Raw genomic sequence first — 5,357 nt, forward strand, 5'->3', positions numbered from 1 at the left:
AACCTTAGGTTAATATGAATATTAAAAATAAATATGTTTATCACCATTTATAAAGGTATGTATTTTATGAGGTGATTTATATGCTTTGAAAAAAAATTAAAAAAAAGAATCAAATAACATTAACACAGATTATTCCGAAATCATGCAAATAATTTTGTAATACAGTGTTATGTAAACGGAATGTCCCGATTTTTAATTTTATGAATCATTAAATCAAAAGAGCACTTCATGGTTATGAAATATTGAAGGAATTAGACAAGTTCTTCACAACATTAATCAACGAAAAATCATTGAAAAAATCAAATCCCAGCAAAATATATCCTGTATTAATAAAATGGACGCAAAAAACCTAAAAAAGAAAGAATTATTAACCAATCCTTTCAAATCCTCTGATTTTATCAAAATCTGAATCAAAAGAAACAATTTTATTAATTTTGTGATTGATCATTGTGTTAATAATAGTGCAATCAGAAAAATTAATATTGCGGTCAAAATAATTAAACCAATCTAATGATTTTTCATAGTCATCCATGAGTAAAAAATCAAAAATATCTAAATTCACTAAAGATGAAATAAGTTCATTTAAATCTTGATTATAGTTATTAGCCTTAATTGCATTTAACACTTCAACCAAGACAGTCGTATTAATTACTTTTGCTTCATGTTTAAGATAGGGTTTGATTTTTTTGGAAAGATGGTTATAATCATCATTTTTTAGAATCAAACCCTTAATATATGAAGAATCTAAAAAAATCATTTTATATCCTCGTGGTGTTTTAACTTTTTAATCAAACATATCTGTGATTCTATCTAAAATATCATCACCTTCGGGCTTGTCATGTTCAAGCAAATTCCAGATTTTATCCCCATCAATATCATCTGGAATTTCATCTACTTTACCCAATGTGTCCAATAAAACTTCATTAATTACTTCAAATGGAGTTTTATTAGATTGCCTACATTTTATATTAACTTTTTCCATCACTTCATCACTAATAGTTACTGCTGACATATTACCAAGTCCTTGCTTAATGAATCTAAAACATAAATCTAAATAGCTAGATTTATCATTTAAAACTTGTTTTTAAATCTTCAAGTAGCTTTTCACCAATATCCAATGTAATTTGCACTATATTACCACTTGATTGTAATTTAAAGCACTTAAAAGATTTAATGTGCAACATTTTATTGCTTGAACTAGCTAGAACAATCATGTTAATATTGAACTCAAAGCTATATAAATATTTTCAAGATACACAGATGCACAAATACACATTGTAAAAATATATAAATATAAATTAGAAATTGGCCTAAAAAAGAAAGATTGTAATGATTTAGTAAAATAGCTCCCATTATAGAAAATTGTTGTTGAAAAATAATTATGAATTTAAAATCAACCAATCCATGAAGTCGACTTCACCAACAGAATAAGTTTTTTCATCTGAAATTACACAAGAAATCTCATCGACAATCTCATCTACTGCCAAATCGCTTACATCAATTTCAGAGATGTTTTCACCATAGATTTCATAGGCTTCAGCAGTGCAGACTCCCATTGCTTCAGCTTCAAGGTTTTCACGGATTTTAGCTTCGGAATAATTACGAGCTTCAAGCCTGGACTGTAGAATCTCTGGTCTGACCCTCAAAACAACCACCTTATCAGCACCATCACACAAATGTGCCAGGTGCCCTTCAAAAATAAGAAGTTCATCACTATCTGAAATGATTTCAGAAACCTTTTCATTCAGTTTAGGAATGTCAATGACCTTATAACCCTTATCTTCATCAATTCCCAAAACAAAATCATTTTCAATTGCTAAATCATTAATTTTAACCAATTTGCAATTTAATCTAGAAGCTAAAACTTCACTAACTGTAGTTTTTCCGGTGCATGGAGTGCCGGTAATAAAAATAGATTTACACATATTATCAAAAAAAATAAAAAAAAAGAGGAATTATTTCTTTAAAATAACTCTTAAAACGTCTTCATCGTCAAGTACATGGTCAGGTCCTACCTTTTGACCCGGGAATTTGACAGAGGTTCCCCAAACCTTAGCGTGCCTAAAGTTCTTTACGAATTCCCTGTGCAGTTTCCTACAGGCATCAATTACAGTAGAGCCTTTCTTAATAACCAATGGATCTTCCATATCAGCTTTTCTTCCTTGAGGCTTTAAATACACCCTTACCAAATCAAGATTATCGAATATGATGTCCTTTAGCTCATCGATATTGGTATTCTTGTCGGCTGAAATCGGAATGAACTCCGGAATGTATTTTTTCAGCTCTTCAATATAAGCCTCATCGACCAAATCGACCTTGTTCAATAAGACCAACATTGGAACATAGGATTTGTTCCTGTCCAAAACATCAATAAACTGATCCATGGTCACATCATCCCGAAACAGCACATCAGCATTGATATAGCCATATTCATTAAGAATGGATCTTATGGTCTTTTCATCCAAATGAGATAACGGACAGGTTGATGATACTTTTACACCACCAAGCTTTTTCCTTTTAACAGTTACGTCAGGCGGCTGTTCATTTGGCCTGATTCCAATAGCCCTTAGCTCTTTTACAATAACATCAATATGCTGCGGATTCAAGGTATCCAAAACAACCAGAATCAAATCAGCAGTTCTTGCAACAGATAGAATTTCTTTACCTCTTCCTTTACCACTACTTGCACCTGTAATAATTCCAGGAATATCAAAAACCTGTATTTTAGCATTTTTATGTTCCATTACGCCCGGAACGATATCCAAAGTTGTGAACTGATAGGCACCAACTTTACTTTCTGCATTTGTAATATTATTTAAGAGAGTAGATTTACCAACAGATGGGAACCCTACAAGAACTACGGTAGCGTCTCCAGACTTTTTAACATGGAAACCTTGACCTTTAGAACCACCGCTGCTTCTTTGTAAAGACTCCTCTTTAAGTTTTGATAGTTTTGCTTTAAGTTTACCTATGTGGTGTGAAGTAGCTTTATTATATGGTGTCTTTTGAATTTCTTCTTCAATATCTTTTATTTTCTCTTCTATCCCCATTAAATCACCATAATTAAAATAAAAAAAAGAAAAGATTAGGAAAATCCTAATCTAAGCGGTAGATGTTGTATTTCTACTAGCTGTTGAATTGCTGCTGCCGTCAAAGTTTACCTTGAACAGCATTACACCCGGTTCTGAATGAACAAGTGAGAATTGATTTTGACCGGCTCCACCCATGAGGTAAAGTCTGGTAAACATTGAATTAGTAAGTTCATTACTAATCAGGAACGGAGTGTATTCGTTGTCATTTCCAATCAGGAAGATGGTAAAGTTACCGTCTTCAGCACCTTTAATTGATTCGTTCTTCATTATATAACCGTTTTCAATTATAATCATATTTGATGCATTATATGGGTTATATAAGGAATCATTAATCTTGATTGGCTCACCGGTTTGAGTATATACAGAATCAACATGTGCTGTAGTTGTATTGTTTCCATTTCCTCTTTCAATAACCATGTTTACAGTCATACCACCTTGACTTAATAAAGTGTAGTTATTGGTTTGACCAGGGGCGACTTGAACAGTGCTAGTCGGAACGAGGTAGTTGTAGTTTTCAGAAGATTGGTTTTCAAAGTTCCAATGTCCGAAGTAACTCCACCAGCCAGCTTTGGATAGCATATCTGAAGACGCTACAAATATTACCGGACGTGGATTGCTAGGGTGTGTTAAGTTGATAATTTCCTTAGCCTGAGAAGAATCCAACTTATAAGTATCTACCAAAGTCTTTTGAGCATCGCTTGATGATTTTGGCAGGATGTCGAGTAATATTCCAACAGATTGACCTGTATCTCCAGTAATTTCAACTAGCTTTTGAGTTGCTCTTTCACCGGTTGTATCCAGCATTCTAAATATACCAACGGACAGATCTAGATTATCCGTACCCATTGCCTGACCCAGCCAGAAAGCACGGCTTCCTGTCTGAGAACCTCCGTCGAATGTTACTTGTTTATCAGCAGCAATCTCAAAGAGGTAACCGAAGTCCCACCAGGATGTGATAACAGTATCATCAGATTGGGTTTCCTTAATCCATTCCATTGAATTCCACATTGGGTCACTGGTACCCGGAACAACATTTTCAGAAGTCTGATAAGCTCCACAAATACTTGGAGTGACAAGTGCAACAATAATTGCAGCCACGATAACGTATTTTTTAATTGGAACTTTAACGGAAGCATTAGGTTTAATACCGTAAACAGTAATTAAAGTAAATGCAGTGATTACGGCAAACATAGCTATTCCATACATAGTATTGATAGTTGCTAATGGAACTGCTGCCAAGAATGCGCAGAATACACCAATAACAACCAAAATCTTATCGTTATTCAATCTGTTTTTAATGTAGTCGGTTGCATAACTTATAAACATACCAGCTAATAATCCGAATGGTAAAACAATTGTTGTAATGAACCTTGAACCTCTAGTTACCGCAAGAGCAGTAATTACAATCCATACCACGAATAAAGTAGCATAGAGTACGGTTAACTTTTTATCGGAAAGAATTTCATCACTACCTCCGAATTTCAAATCAGTTAAATCGAATTTGAATTTACGGTCATCGTCTAATTTTTTAGCTGCAGCAACCCTTTCTCCTTTTCCAGGTTTACCTACTTGTTTAACAGTTTTTCCAACGGATCTGAATTTCCAAGCTCTTGAAACCAAAATGTAGAGTACAATTAAAGAGGAGAAGAATACAGCAATTCCACCAATACCGTTGATGAAACCGTTGGTATTAGCCAGGAACATTGCATTCATTCCGGCACCTACCATGTTAGGTGCTTGCATCTCTGCAACAGAAATAAGAACGTTAGGGAAACCACCTACAACCACAGATGCGGATTGCAAGCTTAATAATCCAGTTAAACTTCCAAATATTCCAATTACTCCATCAACACCTTTGAAAACAGCAAGGCCAGCAAATCCAATTACACCAAGAATTATAATTGACAGTAATGACTTTTGATGTATGAACCAAGACAATTTGCTTGGATATTGGCTTTGGTCATCACCGATATTGAAAATGTAACATACAATCAAGTAAACTACTGCGAATATTCCCATCAAACCTACGTAAAAGATATAACCAGTCCAGGATAGAGAGAACAGGCCTATTGATGCGATGGACAATATTGCATAAATTACCTTTAAAATTAAGTTGTCCGTCCTTATACACTCCACAAAGAAGAATACAAAGAGCAGCGAGAATATGTAATAGAACATATCTGTATCGAAGAACCCTGGGAATGTGTGCGCGAAGTAGTTCGGTGCAAGAACAATAATCAATGTAGCAACAATCGCACCCCAGTC

Annotated in this window: 5 protein-coding genes; all 5 read right to left on the reverse strand. The window is 34.2% G+C overall.

From position 1 onward, the window contains the following. Positions 1-367 precede the first annotated feature (367 nt). Positions 368-757 (reverse strand): type II toxin-antitoxin system VapC family toxin, encoded by a 390-nt coding sequence (locus UIB65_RS08785; RefSeq protein WP_330040997.1) that lies wholly within the window; start codon positions 755-757, stop codon positions 368-370. 27 nt (positions 758-784) lie between these two features. After that, a complete protein-coding gene (locus UIB65_RS08790; RefSeq protein WP_330040998.1) occupies positions 785-1,012 on the reverse strand; it encodes a hypothetical protein in 228 nt (75 codons plus the stop codon). 367 nt (positions 1,013-1,379) lie between these two features. Further along, a complete protein-coding gene (locus tag UIB65_RS08795) occupies positions 1,380-1,925 on the reverse strand; it encodes an adenylate kinase family protein (protein ID WP_330041000.1) in 546 nt (181 codons plus the stop codon). A 30-nt stretch (positions 1,926-1,955) separates the two neighbouring features. Continuing rightward, positions 1,956-3,050: a GTP-binding protein gene (locus tag UIB65_RS08800; RefSeq protein WP_330041002.1), complete on the reverse strand. Its 1,095-nt coding sequence runs from the start codon at positions 3,048-3,050 to the stop codon at positions 1,956-1,958. Between the two features lie 51 nt (positions 3,051-3,101). Further along, a partial coding sequence (locus UIB65_RS08805) for an STT3 domain-containing protein (RefSeq protein WP_330041004.1) occupies positions 3,102-5,357 on the reverse strand: 2,256 nt, incomplete at its 5' end.

Origin of the sequence: Methanobrevibacter sp., from assembly GCF_036307625.1 — an archaeon.
In the GTDB taxonomy this organism is placed as follows: Archaea; Methanobacteriota; Methanobacteria; order Methanobacteriales; family Methanobacteriaceae; genus Methanocatella.

What these genes read in the sequence shown, in the direction of transcription:
- UIB65_RS08785 (WP_330040997.1), bottom strand. Translation starts at nt 757, where the DNA reads ATGATTTTTTTAGATTCTTCATATATTAAGGGTTTGATTCTAAAAAAT.
- UIB65_RS08790 (WP_330040998.1), bottom strand. Translation starts at nt 1,012, where the DNA reads ATGTCAGCAGTAACTATTAGTGATGAAGTGATGGAAAAAGTTAATATA.
- UIB65_RS08795 (WP_330041000.1), bottom strand. Translation starts at nt 1,925, where the DNA reads ATGTGTAAATCTATTTTTATTACCGGCACTCCATGCACCGGAAAAACT.
- UIB65_RS08800 (WP_330041002.1), bottom strand. Translation starts at nt 3,050, where the DNA reads ATGGGGATAGAAGAGAAAATAAAAGATATTGAAGAAGAAATTCAAAAG.